We start from the raw sequence: 16,605 nt of genomic DNA on the forward strand, positions 1-16,605 counted from the left end.
AATAACGCAACAAGCCGACTCTAGGGTCGGCTTGTTGCATTATGGCAGGCATTCACGTTTAACCGCGAATACCCAACGCCTCACGCTGTTGCTCACGCAACTGATTACCCGCGTTTTCAGCCAAATCGAGCATAGCGTTCAACTCAGCGCGACTAAATGCGCCTGCCTCGGCGGTGCCCTGCACTTCAATTAAGTCGCTGCCTTCGGTCATCACCACGTTCAAATCGGTATCGGCTTTACTGTCTTCCGGGTAGTCCAGGTCCAGCACCGGCACGCCCTTGTAAATACCCACGGAAATGGCGCTGACCAGCTGCTTGAAGGGGTCGCCCTTGATCTTCTTTTCCCGCTGCAGGTAGCGAATGGCGTCCACCAGCGCCACGCAGCCACCGGTAATTGCAGCAGTGCGGGTGCCGCCGTCAGCCTGGATCACATCGCAATCCACGGTGATGGTGAACTCACCCAGCTTTTTCAAATTCACCGCTGCGCGTAAGCTGCGGCCAATCAAGCGCTGAATTTCCAGGGTGCGGCCACCTTGTTTGCCTTGGGTCGCTTCCCGATTACTGCGCGAATGCGTCGCGCGGGGCAGCATGCCGTACTCAGCCGTTACCCAGCCCTGATTCTTGCCACGCAGCCAGCGCGGCACAGTGGCTTCTACACTGGCGTTACACAGCACTTTAGTATCGCCAAACTCCACCAGTACAGAGCCTTCCGCATGGCGAGTGAAGTCGCGGGTCAGGCGAATCTCACGAAGCTGGTCAGGCTGGCGACCACTAGGGCGAACAACGTCAGGACGCTTAGCACTGCTCACAAATAACACCTCTCACAATAAACGAATTACAAGGAAAAGCCGCCCATTGTACACGTCTGGGCGCGCGCTTATTGGCCTATCGGGTAGACTGGTGGCAATGCTTTATGAACCGCTATTTATTAATAGGAAAAACCATGGCCGCTTCCAGCCGCGTACACAGCATGACCGCCTTCGCCCGCACCGAGCAGGCAGCCCCTTTCGGCACCCTGCAGGTGGAAATCCGCTCGGTGAATCAGCGCTACTTAGAGCCCCATTTTCGCCTGCACGAAAGCCTGCGTGATTTAGAGCCGGTACTGCGCGAAGCGCTGCGCACCCGCTTGGCGCGTGGAAAAGTTGAATGCAGCGTAAGATTCGAGAGTGCCGACACCGCACAAGCGCCTGCCGTGAACGCCCAGCGCCTGAAAGAAATTGCCGATGCACTAGCGGCCATACAGCAGCAAGTGCCCAGCGCCGTGCCGCCCACCACGCTGGCGCTACTCAACCAGCCCGGTGTGATGGAAACCCAGCACCTCGATCAAGATGCCATCAAAGCCGCCGCCAAAACACTGTTTGACCAAGCACTGAATGAGCTGATTGACGCCCGCGCCCGCGAAGGCGAAAAGCTTGCGGAGATGATTACTACTCGCCTGACGGCCGTCAGCGAACAGGTCGCCACCGTGCGCAGCTTGTTGCCACAGATTCTAGAGCGCCAACGCGCCCAACTACTAGAGCGGCTGGAAATCGCCAAAACTGAGCTCGACCCGCAACGCTTGGAAGCCGAACTGGTATTGGTAGCGCAAAAAGCCGATGTAGATGAAGAGCTAGACCGCCTGACGGCGCATATCGAAGAAGTAAGCCACCAGCTCGCCCAGAAAGGCCCCAAAGGCCGCCGGTTGGACTTCCTGATGCAAGAGCTCAACCGCGAAGCCAATACGCTCTCGTCTAAATCGGTGGTGGCTGAGACGACTCGCTGCGCGGTGGAGTTGAAGGTGCTGATCGAGCAGATGCGGGAGCAGATTCAGAATATTGAGTAATGAAGTATTGGCCTTGCTGAGAAGTATTGGTCTTGCTGAAAGGGTAAGGGCAATTCACCTTCTATCCCGATCTAAGTCAATGCGACAATGTGCAAGCGCTCTGGCTCATATATCAATCAATGCCGCTGTCTACTCAATTAGCTAATGGCCACTCCACATTGTGTGGAGGAAGCAATTCAACAATGGCAAATTCTAGCCCAATGGAAAAACGTACATTTATTGTTTTTACCAGAGGTAGATGAGCGGATGCGCGGCGGTGTGGCAGATTACGATGACCATAAGCACAAATAAAGGGATGCATCTCGATGGATAAACACCAGCTCAGCGAGCGAGACATCTGCACCAAGTTCATCACGCCAGCCATTCTGCAGGCGGGTTGGCAACAGAATCAGTTTCGGGAAGAAGTGAACCTTACCGATGGGCGCGTTATGGTGCGGGGAAAGCTGGCTGCGCGGGTGAAAAATCCTAATGCAAAGGGCGGCCCCAAGCGCGCTGATTATGTGCTTTACGCCAGCCCCGGCGTGCCCATTGCCGTTATTGAAGCTAAACAATCAAAATTTTCAGTCGGCCACGGCATGCAGCAGGCACTGACCTATGCCGAAATGCTAGATGCCCCTTTTGCTATCAGCAGCAACGGAGCAGGTTTTTTGCTGCATGATCGCACCGGCATTACTCAGCCTATCGAACGAGAGATCTCACTCAATGAGTTGCCATCCCTGGCAGATTTGTGGCCTCTGTATCAGCAATGGAAAGGCTTAGTAGCGCCGGAAGCGGTAAAACTGGTCGAGGAACCCTTTCATAGCGATGGTAGTGGCAAAGAGCCCCGTTATTACCAGCGTGTTGCCATTAATCGCGCCATCGAAGCAATTGCTAAAGGCCAGCAGCGTGTGCTGCTTGTTATGGCAACGGGCACCGGAAAAACCTACACTGCCTTCCAAATCATCTGGCGTTTATGGAAAGCCAAAGCCAAAAAACGCATTTTATTTTTGGCCGACCGCAACATTTTGGTGGATCAAACCATGCAACAAGACTTTGCCCCCTTTGGCGAAGTCATGCACAAGGTCACTAATCGAGAAGCCAAAAAGAACTACGAAATCTACCTTGCTCTTTATCAGGCTGTGACCGGCCGAGAAGAGTGGAAACAAATCTACCGCCAGTTTCCCTCAAACTTTTTTGATCTGGTCGTGATTGATGAGTGCCACCGTGGCAGCGCAGCGGATGATTCTGCTTGGCGTGATATATTAGAGTATTTCGGCAGCGCCACCCATCTGGGTTTAACCGCCACGCCGAAAGAAACCAAAGACATCAGCAATACCACCTACTTTGGCGACCCCATTTACACCTACTCGCTCAAACAGGGAATTGAAGATGGCTTTCTAGCTCCTTACAAAGTGATCCGTATAGCCACGGACGTGGATGCCGTGGGCTACACACCCGAAAAAGGGAAGGTCGATAAACTCGGCCAATTGGTGGAACAGCGCCAGTTCAACACCAAAGATTTTGATCGCAACTTAGTGTTGGAAAAACGCACCGAATTGGTGGCCAGAAGAGTTTGGGAGTATTTGAAAGCCACCGACCCCATGGCCAAAACGATTGTCTTTTGTGACGATCAAGATCACGCCGAGCGTATGCGTCAAGCACTGGTAAAACTGATTCCCGCTGCTGCCAGTAACCGCCGCTATGTGATGCGCATTACCGGTGACGATAATGAAGGCAAAGCCCAGCTTTCCTACTTTATTGATAACGACGAGCCCTATCCGGTTATTGCCACCACATCTAAGTTGCTTACTACCGGGGTAGATGCCAAAACCTGCAAGCTGATTGTGCTCGATCAAAACATCAATTCCATGACCGAATTTAAACAAATGATTGGTCGTGGCACTCGCCTACGCGAGGATTACCAAAAGCTCTACTTCGCCATCATGGACTTCAAGGGTGCCACACGACTGTTTGCTGATCCGGATTTCGATGGAGACCCCGTCGTCATTTATGAACCCAAGCCTGATGACCCGGTAATCCCCCCTGACGAACTACCGCCGGAAGATCTGCCACCCGATATCACAGGCACCTCTGGTATTGGTGAAGTGGAGCCTCCACCTTACGATACCGGCACAACCGGCGGGTTTGATGATGGCCGCAATACTGGAGAGAGAGAAGGCCGCACCAAATACGTGATCGGGGATGTCAACGTTCGGGTCGCTGTGATACTCGAACAGTATCTGGACGCCGACGGCAAACTGATTACTGACGACTACCGAGTCCTACTCAAAGCCGATATTCAAAAAGCCCTGCAGGCTGAATTTGGCAACCTCACCGACTTTTTGCGCCGTTGGAATGGGGCCGAGCGTAAGCAAGTGGTGCTGAAAGAACTTGCCGAACATGGGATACCGCTGGAGATATTGCAGCAAGCTGTTCCCAACGGCAGTGAGCTGGACGCTTTTGATCTGGTGGCTCATGTCGCTTTTAACCAAAAGCCTCTCACCCGGCGTGAACGTGCTAACAAGGTGAAAAAACGCGATGTGTTCGGTAAATACGGCGAACAAGCCCGCGTCGTGCTCGAAGTCCTGCTGGAAAAATTTGCTCACCACGGCGTGCAAGATATTGAAGATGCCAAAGTACTGGAGCTACCACCCTTCGACCAGTTCGGTAGTAAAACCCAAATTCGCCGCGGCATATTCGGTGGTATCGAGCAGTACACCCAAGCTATTCACGAACTAGAACAAGCGCTTTACGACGACCAAAGCGCTTAACGACGAGTACTGGAAAACCTAATGAATCTCAGCAGCACCATAAAATCCATTCAAGACATCATGCGCAAAGACGATGGCGTCGATGGTGATGCGCAGCGCTTGGGTCAGCTCACTTGGCTGCTCTTTTTAAAAGTGTTTGACCAGCGCGAGGAAGAGTGGGAAGACGATAACGCCAACTATCAATCACCACTGCCGGAAGAGTTTCGCTGGCGCAATTGGGCCAAGATGAATAACGACGGCCAAGGCAAAAAATCCCATAAAATGGCCCCTTCGGATATCGTCGGCTTTGTTAACAATCAATTATTCCCGGCGCTGAAAGAGCTGGACGCCAACGCCAGCCCACAACACAAGGTCATTCGCAGCGTCTTTCAAGATGCCAACAACTACATGAAGTCTGGCACCCAGTTGCTGGCGGTGATCGAAAAGCTTGAAGAAGCCATTAATTTTCACGACTTCACGACGCGCTCGCAGATTGGTGATGTTTACGAGCAACTGCTAAACGATCTGCGCGGCGCAGGTAATGCCGGTGAATTTTATACACCACGCGCTATCACCGCTTTTATGGCTGATCGCGTTAACCCGCGATTAGACAAGCGTGACACCGTGATGGATCCAGCCTGCGGCACAGGCGGCTTCTTAACCGCCGCCATTGACCACTTACGCAACCAGCTTACCTCGAAGTCGAGCGCCGAAGACAAGCACGCCATTGAACTGTTGATTCGTGGCATTGAGAAAAAGCAACTGCCGCACTTGCTCTGCACCACTAACATGCTATTGCACGGCATTGATGTGCCCAGTCAGATTGAACACAAAAATACCCTTGGCATTGGTTGGAACGAGTGGAGTGCCAACGACAAGGTGGACTGCATTATCACCAATCCGCCCTTCGGCGGCTATGAAGACGACGGCGTCGGCAGCGACTACCCGGCCGATTTAAAAACCCGCGAAACCGCCGATATGTTTATGGCGCTGATTATCAAAAAGCTTCTAAAAGAAAACGGTCGGGCCGCCGTAGTTCTGCCCGATGGTTTTTTGTTTGGTGATGGCATTAAAGGAACTTTAAAAAAGCTGCTGCTGCAAGAATGCAAACTGCACACCATTATCCGGCTACCCAAAGGTGTATTTGCTCCCTACACAACTATCAAAACCAACCTGCTGTTTTTTACCAAAGGTACGCGGGTAGATGATGGCAGCGAGCATTTCCACACCGACACCATTTGGTTTTACGAACACCCCTATCCGCCGGGCTACAAAAGCTATAGCAAAACCAAACCCATACGCCTGGAAGAATTTAAACCCGAGCAAGACTGGTGGGGCGATGAAAGCGATGACTTTGCCAGCCGTGAGGAAAACGAATTCGCTTGGAGGGTCGATTTTAAAACCAAGCGCGAACAGGCCGAAGCTGCTGCCAAACCGCATTGGGATAATGCTGAGCAGCTTAATAACCAAGCCAGCGCATTGGAAAACCGCATTCGCGACTTGCGTGGCTCTATTAAAGGAAACAACGATAAAACACAACGCCAAAGCGTGGACGATGAAATGGAAAGCTTGCGCAGCGAAAGTGAAACGCTGCGCTTAAAAGCCCGCGACGAGCAGTCCGCAGGCGACCGTATTTATTGGCCCATCTTTAATTTGGATATTAAAAATCCGAATGGCCCTGAAGAAGAAAGCCACGACCCTGATGAGCTACTGGTCAAATACAAACAACTCTTGGGTGAAATTGAAGAAACCGAAAACCAGCTCAAAAGCGAACTGGCGGCAGCCCTTGCCCATCACTTTAGCCCAGAGGCAGAAGACGCATGAGCAAGCCAGCTTTACCGACCGACCAACAACTGCTTGGTGATATCCGCACGCTGATTGAGCAGGGTCGCCAACAACTGGCCACGACCGTCAACAGCGCACTAACGATCCTCTACTGGCAAATTGGCCAGCGTATTCACCATGAAGTGCTTCAGGGTGAACGTGCTGCCTATGGCGAGCAAATTGTCTCTGCACTGTCGAGACAATTAGAGCAGGAGTATGGCCGCGGTTTCTCTGCCAAAAACCTGCGCCACATGCTGCGCTTTGCCGAGACTTACCCCGCTGGGCAGATTGTCTCGACACTGTCGAGACAATTGTCATGGAGCCATTTTTTAGAGCTGATTTACCTAAAAGATACGCTTCAGCGCGACTTTTACAGTCAGATGTGCGCGCAGGAGAGCTGGAGTGTGCGCCAATTGCGGGAAAGAAAAAACACCCTGCTGTTTGAGCGAACCGCCCTGTCTAAACAACCTGAAATGTTGCTAACGCAAGAATTAGCCAACCTGCGCCAAACAGGCTCGCTGAGCCAAAACCTAGTGCTTAAAGACCCTTACGTTCTCGATTTTTTGGGCCTGAATGACCGCTACCTGGAAAAAGATCTGGAAGACGCTATTCTGCGTGATCTGGAGCAATTTCTGTTGGAGCTAGGAGCCGGCTTTAGCTTTGTCGCACGACAAAAACGCATCCAGATCGACAACGATGATTTTTACATCGACCTATTGTTCTACAACCGCCGGCTGAAACGGTTGGTCGCTATTGACTTGAAACTGGGCGACTTTAAAGCCGAGCACAAAGGCCAAATGGAGTTGTATCTGCGTTGGCTTGCCAAGCATGAACAGGAAGCGGGCGAAGCTGCGCCGTTGGGTATTATTCTGTGCAGCGGTAAAAAGCAGGAGCAAATCGAACTCTTAGAGTTGGATGCCAGCGGCATCCATGTCGCTGAATATTTGACTGCTTTACCCCCCAAAGAAGTACTACAAGCTAAATTGCATCAGGCCATTGAACGCTCACGGGCGCGACTGGACAACCGTGGGGAGGATAACTAAATGGACGCACAGCAGTTTTTGGCTGAGTTTGGTCATATCGCCAACGCACCGGGGAGCGTGGCGCGGTTGCGGGAGTTGATTTTGCATCTGGCGGCGTCTGGTGACTTAATTTCAGTTGATAATCCAATAGATGCTTCTCCGTTGCTCGAATCCATCCTTAGGAAAAAGCGCGAGCACCTTGAAACTAGGAAAGTCATTGCAGCGCAAGAACCTGTTTTACGTTCAAACATCAAGATTCCAGCACATTGGGCCGCATGTCGGCTTGGAGATTTGGCGTTAACTATTACAGGAGGGGGCACACCTTCCAAGAATAATCCTAGTTATTGGGCGGGCGATATCCCTTGGGCTAGTGTAAAGGACTTGAAGGATTTTAAGTTTTTAGACAGTACGCAAGATCACATTACCGAGGATGGGCTAAAAAACAGTTCGACCAATTTAATCCCGGCTGGAAGAATTATCGTTTGTACACGAATGGGATTAGGGAAAGTTGCAGTGAATCGTGTGCCGCTGGCGATAAATCAAGATTTAAAAGCACTTGAATTACCGCAAGAAGTAAATGCTGATTTCTTTGTGATTCTGTATAAAACTCGAGAAGTTAGTGGTACAGGAACAACAGTTTCAGGCATCAAACAGGATAAACTGCTTGCTCTTCCCGCAGCCTTGCCGCCAACTGACGAACAATCCCGCATCGTCGCCAAAGTCGATGAGCTGATGGCCTTATGCGATCAGTTGGAGGCGCAGCAGCAACAACGCCGCACCCTGCAAAACCAGTTGCGCCGCGTCACCCTGCAAGCCGTTGCCACCAGCCAAAGCCCCCATGAGCTGCAAGAAAACTGGGAAAGACTGGAAGCCAACTTCGGACAACTGTTCTCCGCGCCGGAGGATGTGGCCGCTTTCAGAGGATTAATACTCGATTTAGCCGTATCGGGCAATCTGTCTGATATTGAGCAGCGTCATGACTCGACGGGCACTGAACTGTTGGAGACGATATCGAAGCAAAGAGCTGCTTGGTCAAAGGAAGTCGAAGATCAGGAGAAAAAAGAAGCACAGAAAATGCTTAGGAAACTACGTACGCAGCAGTTCAATGTTCCTGATACTAGGCTACCAGAACACTGGATTTGGGCGACATTTTTGCAAATTTCTCAGGCTGTTGTGGACTGTCACAACAAGACCGCACCCTATGTGGCGAGTGGAATTCACCTGATTAGAACAACTGATATTCGCAATGGTGAAATGAAGTTAGCCAATACAAAAAAAATTACCGAAGAAACATTCTCCTATTGGGCAAGAAGAATGCCGCCTAAAGCCGGTGATATTTTCTTTACAAGGGAAGCTCCAATGGGTGAAGCGGCAATTGTGCCCGAGGGTGAAAAAGTATGCCTTGGTCAGCGCACAATGCTTATCCGGTTATTTCCTGAGTTATTTAATAATCGATTCCTGCTTTATGTAATTAGAAGCCCCAGTTTTCAGACTCGCATGGTGGAGGCTGCAATTGGAATGACGGTAAAGCACTTGCGCGTGGGTGGCGTTGAAGATCTAGTGGTTCCGGTTCCTCCAAAGCAAGAGCAAGACTCGATTGTTGAAATCATCGATGCGCTGTTTGAAGTATGTAATCGCTTTGAGGAACAGTTATCGAAGAAGCAACGCATCGCAGCGAACCTAGTATCAAGTGCAGTTGCCGCCCTCACCGGTATCGCTATCGAGCAAGAGGAGGAGCCCATGAAAGCCCCGAAAACTGAACTAGTGTCTCCTGTGCGTTTGGGCGCGCCACCCAATGTCAAAGCCCAGGCACCACTGGCCACTATTCTCGCTCGGCGTAACGGCGAAATGAGGGCCAAAGATTTATGGCAGCACTGGGGGCTCGATAAAACAATCGACCAATTTTATGCGCAATTAAAAACCGAAGTGGTTAACGGTTGGGTGTTAGAACCTACAGTTTTATGGCTAAAGGATGATTTGAACGTAGACAAAATTTGTTTTGAAGACAAAGCAGCAAAACTAATTCGTCTGATAAAAGAGAATGGCGAAGCCATGTATGAAAATGACTTATGGCGAAAATTTGGACAGAGCAAAAATGCCTTCGATGAACAACTCAAATTAGAAATCCAGAATGGATGGATCATTCAGCACTCACCAGCTGAGAGCAAAGTCCTTCAAGAAGATTAAGGAATATCCTTAAATGCAACTAAAACACCTTGAAATTCCGGAATTTCGTAACCTTCGCAACTTGGAAGTGAGTTTTGCCACCGAGCTGGAGCCGGTCACGGGTGCGCCCACGAATGAGCCTGCCAAACGCATTCGCAGCCATGCCTTGATCGGCCAAAACGGCACCGGCAAATCCAATCTAATCGAGGCACTGATCACTCTGTTTCGCGATGTCGATCTCAATCGGGAAGCCGCCTTTGGCTACACCTTGGAATATGAAATTCGTGGCCGTATTGTGCGTATTGAAGCGGGTGCCGAAAAACGACCCTACGTGTGGATCGATGGCAAAAGCGAGTCCCAAGGCTATCTGCTTAAAAATCGTGAGCTGCTGCCTTCGCATATTTTTGCTTACTACTCAGGCCGAAATGAGCGCATTGAGCAGTTATTTCAGGAGCATCAACGGCGCTTTAATCAGCGACAGGAAATCACCACTGATGAGGTTTTTTCAGATTCAGAACTGAACGCCTATACCAACTCACCGAGGATGATTGATCTCCAAGACGAACTCAGAAAGTTCGAAGGGAAATCAGTTAATGAAATGAGTGAAGAGGAGCAAGCTGAGTATCAGGCAATACAAGATGAACTCAAGCCATTTGAAGAACAAAGAGCTAAATTTCTCGACCGAGCTGAAGAGCAACGCCAAAAGCGGCGAGAAAGATTAGGTGATGACCGATTACGCCGTCTGTTTTATTGCCGGGGCGGGCACAGCCAGTTGGTGCTGCTAGCCTGTTTGCTATCCGACGACCCGGTATTTCAAAAGGTACTGAATAATCTGCATATCGAATCACTGGAGTCCGCTCTGTTTGTACTCAAAGAGCCCCACCGGCTGCGCGAAAAACGCCGTGGCGGCAAGTTTGACGAACATGAACTGATTGAGGGTGATCCGCGCTTTTGGTATGCCCGTGGCAATGTGGTCAGTGAGTTTCTGGAAAAACTCTGGCAAGTGGCCTGGGCACCCATCGAGCAGGAAGTTAGTAAACAAATTGATTTTCGCGGCCGTACCGAAAAGCAAAAGCAGCTGTACCTCTATGTGCCGAACAACAAAAAACTCAAAGAACTGGGCGAACTGGTTGGTGGGCCAGATAGCTTTTTCCGTTATGCCGAAGGTGCTTATATCGGCGATTTGATTGACGAAGTACGCATCACCGTGAAAAAACGAGACGAGCACGGCGGCAAAGTGAGTTTCACCCAACTCTCCGAAGGCGAGCTGCAAATGCTCACTGTACTTGGCCTGATGCGCATCACCCGTGAAGACCACTGTTTGTTTTTATTAGATGAACCCGACACTCACTTAAACCCTATCTGGAAATTACGCTACTTTGACGATATTGAAGGCGTTTTAAGTTCTGGAAAGAATTCATTGATGCAAGGTGAATCGCAAATCCTGATCACCACTCACGACCCGATGATGGTTGGTTCACTGAGAAAAGAACAGGTTCACATTATTAGTAAAAGCGATGGTGAAACATTGATCGAGCCACCTGTTGAAGATCCTCAAGGGATGGGTGTATCTGGTTTGTTAAAAAGTGAGATGTTTGGTTTGCCTTCTACTCTAGACCACCACACTTTGAACATGCTGCAACGTCGTAACGATTTGCTTGCGAAACGCAAGCATGAAGGTTTGAGTCATGAGGAGCAGCAAGAACTTCATTACCTAGTGGTTCGCCTTGATGATTTAGGGTTCTCACGAGAATATCGCGATCCGATGTATCAGCTCTTTATCGAGCAAATGTACAAAGTGCGCAGCAAGCCGCTTGATAAACTACTTAGCGAAGATGAGTTAAACGAACAAAATGCTAAGGCCGAGAAAATCATGGAGCAGCTAGTAAAAGCCCAACGTATGGATGATTTGTCATTGCTCGCGCAAGAGCTGGCTGAGAAGTTGAAGGTGTAAGCATGCGAAAAGTAATTATTACAGGCACACCACCAGCCGATTGGGTTGCCGAAGCTGAGGCTATAACTGCGCAATTACAAGCGGCCCCTGATGAAGCAGCCCGGAAAATTATACTTGATGAACATGAAGGCTTCTGGCGAGATGCCCGTATCCGTAACTGGCTTATGGGCCAATTTGCCAATAAGTGCTGGTACACAGAAGCCGAAGAATCTATATCCCCGATACATGTAGATCATTTTCGCCCCAAAGGCCGTGTAAAAAACCTAGATGGAAGTTACGAAAGTGGCTATTGGTGGCTCACATTTAACTGGAAAAACTATGTAATAGCTGGACACTTAATCAACAGTAAAAAAAGTGATGTATTTCCTATTATTGCTGGCGAACAACGTGCTGTCATTAATTGCTCAGATATACTGCTTAAGCTTGAGGGTGCAGTATTGATTGACCCATTAACTGACCAAACACGACTGATCTCCTATGACAGAGATGATGACGGCTGTGTAGCGGTATTAGCTGGTGATATTGATGAATTAGAGCAATTCAAAGCAGAAAAAACTATCGAAATTTTGGGTTTGAATCGTATTAACCGCCTAAATCAAAAGCGCGGTAAAAAGTGGGATGAATGTCTATCGATAATTGAAGACTATCGTGGGGCTAGGGCACAACATGGTGTCCATGCTTTGGTTTGGCTAACGAAGGAAATGTCGATTGCTCGCTTAAAGGCAACAGTAAAATACGATATGGAGTTTTCATCAGTAGCAGAAGCTTGTATTCGAAAAAAAGCACCTGAAGCAGTGATTGCTGCAGTATTTGAACGGTAGGGGGAAAAAAGAAAATGGGCAAACTCCCCATCAATCTCAACGACCTACTATGCCAACCCATCGGGTACAAAATCTACTGGAACCCCGATGTGACCATCTGCAACCGATTTGCCTTCGCTAACCAGTTCGCAAATCTTGACAGCTGTTAGGTAGAGTGATGATCGGTCAGGATCGCGATGTCAGGTATTTTTGCTCTCGACGCCTATTACACGTTAAAGGCCTCTTGCTTCATCGTTTGCTCTGCTCGGCTGATGCCTAATCGCTGTGCAACCAATGGCCACCGCTTCACTGCATTTAAAACCTCATCGTAAATTTGCCTTGCCTCGGTTTGAGTCAGCCTGAAGAAATCTTGCACTTCAAAGGCAAGCTGGTAGTCGAGAGCGTTGTCTGTATCGGTAATATTCAGGTGAAGGCCTAGCTTTCCCACAATGGGGTTTAAATCGTAAGCAGGTGATAGCTTCCAGCCTTTGTCAGTTAACAGAAAACCGTGATTACGCAAGTGGTCATCTGTGTTCGACACCGCAATGTTAAACACAATCCGTCGCCATAATTGGGCAAGATCAGCTTTTGTTTGTGCCCCCTGATTAGAGAGAAATTCTGCGATTTCAAGATAACTAGCACCCTGAGAATGCTCACCATCGTAGTACTGGAGCTGCGTCATGGCGGATGAAAAATGTAGGCGTTTGTCACCCATCCGATCAAAGCGCTTGGTCAAAAAGGTATGGTGCCGAGTCGAGAGTTTTCGGATCTCACTTGGAAACATCTCAATCCCGGCCGCTAAGGCAAGCTCATAACACACCATCTCCCACACACCGACATCGAAGGTGTCATTTAAATTTGGAAATTTGGCTATCCACAGGTGGTTTTGCTCGTCAGTAACACAGGCTTTTGGCCTTGCACCGCCCAAAGAAGAGCCGGGAGAAATCAACATTTTCAACCACTGATAGTATTCATCACTGTCGATGTTATCGTCTTTTTCAATTTGGATGGCAGCATGCTCTAACTCGCGAAGCGCTGCCATGGGTGGCGCCGCAAATTCGGTATTGTTATCAAGAAAATGAGGTGAGTCTGGTCTTTTAAAGCGAATTCCACCCATGCGGTAGGAATCATGTACCCCAAGCAAATAATCGAGCTCCGTTAATCGATTACTCGGCCGAATACCTTTGCGATTTTCGATAGCCGCCCTGCGCTGCATCAGAATACGTCCCCAGCGATCTGGCGATGAATCTAAAAATGCACGAAAGTTTTTATCTGCTTCGTCATTGTGAAACTCACCGGCATGCAGAGTCAGCAAGGGGTCAATTTGCAAACAGTAGGGTGATTTTAAAAAAGCTCTGTCATAGGTAAAGCTAAATACGCCGCCACGACTTGAGTCACTATAAGCCAACTGACCAATTAATAATGGTTGCTCAATGGGATGCCAATCTGCATAAACCTCTACCAACTCACGGCTCATTTTGAACCTTCCAGTAGTTTAATGTTTTGCAGTTTGATCCCTAACTCGTCATGTGCGGCTACTTCAGAGAAGTTACTTTCCATGCCCAACACAGCCATGATTTTCAAATAGGTGCCAATCGCCACACCAGGATCGCCAGCAAATACCTTGTTCACGGTTTTATGATCAAACCCAGTTCGTTCGCAGAGCATCTTCTTGGTTAACCCACGACGCTTCATCGCCAGCAACAAATCCTCACCAAAATGAGTGAGAATTTTGCGCTGCTTTGGAAACAGCACGCTGTGTAAATTTCGCTTTGCCATACGATTACCAATAAAGGGACTATATTCCCATTTTTAAATATATAATGGGAATATAGTCCAATATTTACAAGTTGGCCAATCGAAGCACGAAAAGCTTAGGTACTATGTTCCCCTTTTTTTTTGAATTATAGGAATATAGTCCTAAGTTCTGGTTCTGGAGCTTTGGTTGATCGCTTCTTACAAATACCAGTCGTGGGTTTGAGCATTTTCCACCCTTAACAGGGTGCGGTAGTGAGTCGAGCTCAATTCGGTACGCACTGCGTTCCGTTTTGGAAAGCTTTGATAAAACTGGCGCAAGTTGGTGCCATCAAAGCCTTGACCCAGCGGTTCGGTGTGTTGGGCATGCTGCCCATCAGTGCCTAGGCAAATGAAGCCACCTGGCAAGCGCTTGAAGATAGCGACTTGTGAGCGGGATATCCCATTGCGGCGGTGTATTCATCAAACTGAGTCAGACTAATCGACCATTACCAAGTTGGTGCCGTCATTGCGGGTCACGTTTGCTTAAACGTTGATTTAACCGCGCTCAAGAAAAAGGGTCATCAGCGGTGTATTGATATAAAAGTTGCTGCGACCTACTTTGGTTTTATCCAGTAGGCCAGTGCTTACCAATTCTTCTAGGTACTTAGTGGCTGTGATGCGGCTAACGCCTAAATCGTCCATCACAAATTCAATTTTGGTATAGGGGTGATTAAACAGGTTGTTAAGCAGCTCCTGTCTATAAATCTTGGGACACTCCTCGCGCATTCTGTGCTTTGTATATTGCATTAGCTCGCGAATGTGACTGATTAAGTCGATGGTTTGCTGAGCCGTTTGGCTTACCCCTTCCAGCATGTAAAGCAACCAGGGTTCCCAGTTGCCGGTGTCTCTGACTGCTTGCAACTCTTCGTAGTAGCGCGCCTTGGTCTGGATTAGATAGCGGCTGAGGTAAAGCACGGGCAGGTCGAGTAAGTCTTTGGCAACCAGGTACAGCATATTGATGATTCGTCCTGTTCTACCATTACCGTCGTAGAACGGGTGAATGCTTTCAAATTGATGGTGAATGATCGCCATTTTAACCAGTGGGTCGGCATCGCAAAGGGTGTCATCATTGATGTAAGCCACTAGGTTTTCGATTAGTTCGACGATTACCTGTGCGGACTGGGGTGGTTCGTAAACCACTTCGCCAGTCGCTTGGTTTTTTAGAGCTGTACCCGGTAGCTTGCGTAAGCCAGCTCGATTTTTCTCAAGCGTTTCCTGAATAACGAGAATGTCATTGAGGCGAAGTAATCGGCTTTGCCGAACGCTGTTGAACCCGGCGCGAAGGGCAGTAGCGTAATCCTGCACTTCTTTGGTTTCGGGAGCTATGCTGGCTTCATCGGCTACCACTGCCCGATAAAGCTCATCCTGAGTGGTAATGATATTTTCAATTTCAGAGCTATGCCGTGCTTCCTGCAGCGTGAGCGTGTTGATCAGAATTTCTTCATTGGGAATAGTCGCGGCAACGCCTTTAAGCTCGGCCAGGTAACGGTGCGCCTGAGCCGCTTGTTTTAATACGGCTCGGGTTTCCCACTGCTCTATGGCGTCAAGAGGAAGGAATGGCAGCACGGTTAATCCTTTTAATGTATAGAAAAAAGAAAAATCTATACATATCGAACGTCATATGCAAAGAAAATAGCATTTTTCTATATATGAAAGTCGATACCCATTGCGGAACTGGGGCGCACTATCGGTGTATTCACTCCCGACGCTAACAGCGTGATACTACGCGCCGCGCTCTCGGAGTAGGCCGAACGTTTACAGCGGCTGACGGCGGCAACCGCGTTGACTGAGCCGCTACTCATAATTAGCCGACTGAGATAGGCTGAATGTCATTTCCAGCCTGCTTGAATATCTCCCGATGAGAACCCTAAGCCACTTCACATTAACCCTGCTGCTAAGCGTGCTGGTTATCCTGCCCATCAGCGCCCAAGCAAACGAAGCTACCTGGCAGGCGCTTAAAGAGGGTGGCTTGGTCATTCTAATGCGCCACTCCTTAGCCCCTGGTATTGGCGACCCGCCGGGTTTTGTTTTGGAGCAGTGCGAGACTCAGCGCAATCTTTCTGCGAGTGGCCGTGCTCAGGCGCAGGCAGTTGGTCGTGCGTTTCGTGCACGGAATATCCCTATTGCGGCGGTGTATTCATCACGCTGGTGCCGGGCGCTGGATACCGCTGATTTGATGGCGCTGGGGCCGGTAGAGCCTACTCCCTGGCTAGATTCGTTCTTTCGCGGTCAAGGTGATCAGGGGCTCATCACCCAAACCGCTCAAGAGCAGATTGCCGCATGGCAGGGAGCGGGCAATTTGCTACTGATTACCCATCAGGTGAATATCACCGCGCTGATTGGCGGCGGTGTGGGTTCTGGCGAGATGATTGTGTTACGCCCAACGGTTGATTCGTTTCAGGTGGTGGGGCGGCTAAGCGTTAGTGGCCAATAATAACTGTTAGTGACCAATAAGTTGCTCGTTATCTGCGGGTGCGGTTATAAAGTAAAAA

The 16,605-nt window shown here is 49.3% G+C and carries 12 protein-coding genes; 8 read left to right on the forward strand and 4 right to left on the reverse strand.

The annotated features are described in order from the left end of the window. Positions 1–58: 58 nt before the first annotated feature. Positions 59–808, reverse strand: coding sequence for a ribonuclease PH (rph, locus tag ACQKE4_RS06590; protein ID WP_427387466.1), 750 nt, complete (start codon positions 806–808; stop codon positions 59–61). Positions 809–942: 134 nt separating this feature from the next. Between rph and ACQKE4_RS06595 the strand changes: the two genes are divergently transcribed. The 7 genes from ACQKE4_RS06595 (at position 943) to ACQKE4_RS06625 (ending at position 12,337) form a co-directional block, all read left to right on the forward strand. Further along, entirely contained in the window at positions 943–1,821 is an 879-nt protein-coding gene (locus ACQKE4_RS06595; protein ID WP_427387467.1) for a YicC/YloC family endoribonuclease, read from the forward strand. Between the two features lie 305 nt (positions 1,822–2,126). After that, on the forward strand, positions 2,127–4,571 hold the full coding sequence (hsdR, locus tag ACQKE4_RS06600; protein ID WP_427387468.1) for an EcoAI/FtnUII family type I restriction enzme subunit R: 2,445 nt from the start codon (positions 2,127–2,129) through the stop codon (positions 4,569–4,571). Between the two features lie 21 nt (positions 4,572–4,592). Beyond that, positions 4,593–6,374: a type I restriction-modification system subunit M gene (locus ACQKE4_RS06605; RefSeq protein WP_427387469.1), complete on the forward strand. Its 1,782-nt coding sequence runs from the start codon at positions 4,593–4,595 to the stop codon at positions 6,372–6,374. Beyond that, positions 6,371–7,417 carry a PDDEXK nuclease domain-containing protein gene (locus tag ACQKE4_RS06610; protein ID WP_427387470.1) on the forward strand — a complete coding sequence of 349 codons (1,047 nt, stop codon included), beginning with the start codon at positions 6,371–6,373 and terminating at the stop codon, positions 7,415–7,417. Before ACQKE4_RS06605 ends, ACQKE4_RS06610 begins: the two co-directional genes overlap by 4 nt. Beyond that, on the forward strand, positions 7,418–9,583 hold the full coding sequence (locus ACQKE4_RS06615; RefSeq protein WP_427387471.1) for a restriction endonuclease subunit S: 2,166 nt from the start codon (positions 7,418–7,420) through the stop codon (positions 9,581–9,583). Positions 9,584–9,596: 13 nt separating this feature from the next. Next, complete coding sequence (locus ACQKE4_RS06620) at positions 9,597–11,516, forward strand: AAA family ATPase (protein WP_427387472.1); 1,920 nt, start codon at positions 9,597–9,599, stop codon at positions 11,514–11,516. A gap of 2 nt (positions 11,517–11,518) precedes the next feature. Beyond that, positions 11,519–12,337: a hypothetical protein gene (locus tag ACQKE4_RS06625; protein ID WP_427387473.1), complete on the forward strand. Its 819-nt coding sequence runs from the start codon at positions 11,519–11,521 to the stop codon at positions 12,335–12,337. 205 nt (positions 12,338–12,542) lie between these two features. Here ACQKE4_RS06625 and ACQKE4_RS06630 read toward each other — a convergent pair whose 3' ends face one another. The 3 genes from ACQKE4_RS06630 to ACQKE4_RS06640 form a co-directional block, all read right to left on the reverse strand. Continuing rightward, the gene (locus ACQKE4_RS06630; RefSeq protein WP_427387474.1) at positions 12,543–13,793 is read right to left on the reverse strand and encodes a type II toxin-antitoxin system HipA family toxin; all 1,251 of its coding nucleotides are present in this window, start codon (positions 13,791–13,793) and stop codon (positions 12,543–12,545) included. Further along, positions 13,790–14,095, reverse strand: a complete 306-nt coding sequence (locus tag ACQKE4_RS06635) for a helix-turn-helix domain-containing protein (protein WP_008957106.1) — start codon at positions 14,093–14,095, stop codon at positions 13,790–13,792. The genes ACQKE4_RS06630 and ACQKE4_RS06635 overlap by 4 nt, the downstream gene beginning before the upstream one ends. Before the next feature lie 513 nt (positions 14,096–14,608). Further along, positions 14,609–15,679 carry a Fic family protein gene (locus tag ACQKE4_RS06640; protein WP_427387475.1) on the reverse strand — a complete coding sequence of 357 codons (1,071 nt, stop codon included), beginning with the start codon at positions 15,677–15,679 and terminating at the stop codon, positions 14,609–14,611. Positions 15,680–15,971: 292 nt separating this feature from the next. Between ACQKE4_RS06640 and ACQKE4_RS06645 the strand changes: the two genes are divergently transcribed. Beyond that, positions 15,972–16,547, forward strand: a complete 576-nt coding sequence (locus ACQKE4_RS06645) for a histidine phosphatase family protein (protein ID WP_427387476.1) — start codon at positions 15,972–15,974, stop codon at positions 16,545–16,547. Positions 16,548–16,605 lie beyond the last annotated feature (58 nt).

This window comes from Halomonas sp. NPDC076908 (assembly GCF_050269715.1).
In the GTDB taxonomy this organism is placed as follows: domain Bacteria; phylum Pseudomonadota; class Gammaproteobacteria; order Pseudomonadales; family Halomonadaceae; genus Vreelandella.

Excerpts from the sequence above, each read along its gene's own strand:
- ACQKE4_RS06595 (WP_427387467.1), top strand. The coding sequence starts at position 943 with ATGGCCGCTTCCAGCCGCGTACACAGCATGACCGCCTTCGCCCGCACC.
- hsdR (WP_427387468.1), top strand. The coding sequence starts at position 2,127 with ATGGATAAACACCAGCTCAGCGAGCGAGACATCTGCACCAAGTTCATC.
- ACQKE4_RS06605 (WP_427387469.1), top strand. The coding sequence starts at position 4,593 with ATGAATCTCAGCAGCACCATAAAATCCATTCAAGACATCATGCGCAAA.
- ACQKE4_RS06610 (WP_427387470.1), top strand. The coding sequence starts at position 6,371 with ATGAGCAAGCCAGCTTTACCGACCGACCAACAACTGCTTGGTGATATC.
- ACQKE4_RS06615 (WP_427387471.1), top strand. The coding sequence starts at position 7,418 with ATGGACGCACAGCAGTTTTTGGCTGAGTTTGGTCATATCGCCAACGCA.
- ACQKE4_RS06620 (WP_427387472.1), top strand. The coding sequence starts at position 9,597 with ATGCAACTAAAACACCTTGAAATTCCGGAATTTCGTAACCTTCGCAAC.
- ACQKE4_RS06625 (WP_427387473.1), top strand. The coding sequence starts at position 11,519 with ATGCGAAAAGTAATTATTACAGGCACACCACCAGCCGATTGGGTTGCC.
- ACQKE4_RS06630 (WP_427387474.1), bottom strand. The coding sequence starts at position 13,793 with ATGAGCCGTGAGTTGGTAGAGGTTTATGCAGATTGGCATCCCATTGAG.
- ACQKE4_RS06635 (WP_008957106.1), bottom strand. The coding sequence starts at position 14,095 with ATGGCAAAGCGAAATTTACACAGCGTGCTGTTTCCAAAGCAGCGCAAA.
- ACQKE4_RS06645 (WP_427387476.1), top strand. The coding sequence starts at position 15,972 with ATGAGAACCCTAAGCCACTTCACATTAACCCTGCTGCTAAGCGTGCTG.